This window comes from Xanthobacter sp. BG11Y11_SDJG (genome assembly GCF_057364445.1).
Map to the genome: position 1 here is coordinate 1 of NZ_JBNFNU010000867.1, position 610 is coordinate 610.

Genomic DNA, 610 nt, shown 5'->3' on the forward strand with positions numbered 1-610 from the left:
TGCTCGCCGGCCATCCGGTGCCGGTCTCGGCCGACGCCTATCTCGGCGCCCGGCCCCATCGCCTCACGCACTCGATGCGGCGCCGACATCGTCGTCACGGCCGGGTGGCCGATCCCGCTCTCGCGCTCGGGCCGCTCATGCACGCCTTCGGCTGGCGCGACGAGGAGTGGGACCTCCTGGCCGCCGGCACCCTCGCCGGCCACCTGCTCGAATGCGGCAGCCAAGTGAGCGGCGGCTATTTCGCCGATCCCGGCCTCAAGGACGTGCCCGGCCTCGACGAAGTGGGCTTCCCGGTGGCCGAGATCGCCGCCGACGGCAGCTTCGTCATCGGCAAGCCGCCCGGCACCGGGGGGCGCATCGACCGCTTCACCGTGACCGAGCAGATCCTGTACGAGATCCACGATCCCGCCGCCTATCTCACGCCCGACGTGGTGCTGGATGTCACCGGCGTCCAGGTGGCCGAGGTGGGGGTGGACCGGGTGCGGGTGTCGGGGCGCGCGGGGGCGTCCGAGGCCGCAGACGCTCAAGGCCACCGTCTGCATCGAGGCCGGGGCACATCGCCGAGGCCGGAAATCTCCTATGCCGGCCCGGCGCCGCCGGCCGGGCGGCG

At 73.6% G+C, this 610-nt stretch carries 1 protein-coding gene; it reads left to right on the forward strand.

Features of this window, described 5'->3' with window-relative positions; all coding sequences use genetic code 11:
- On the forward strand, nt 1–610 hold a 610-nt coding region (locus tag AC2W7M_RS27030; RefSeq protein WP_486136318.1), incomplete at both ends, for an acyclic terpene utilization AtuA family protein.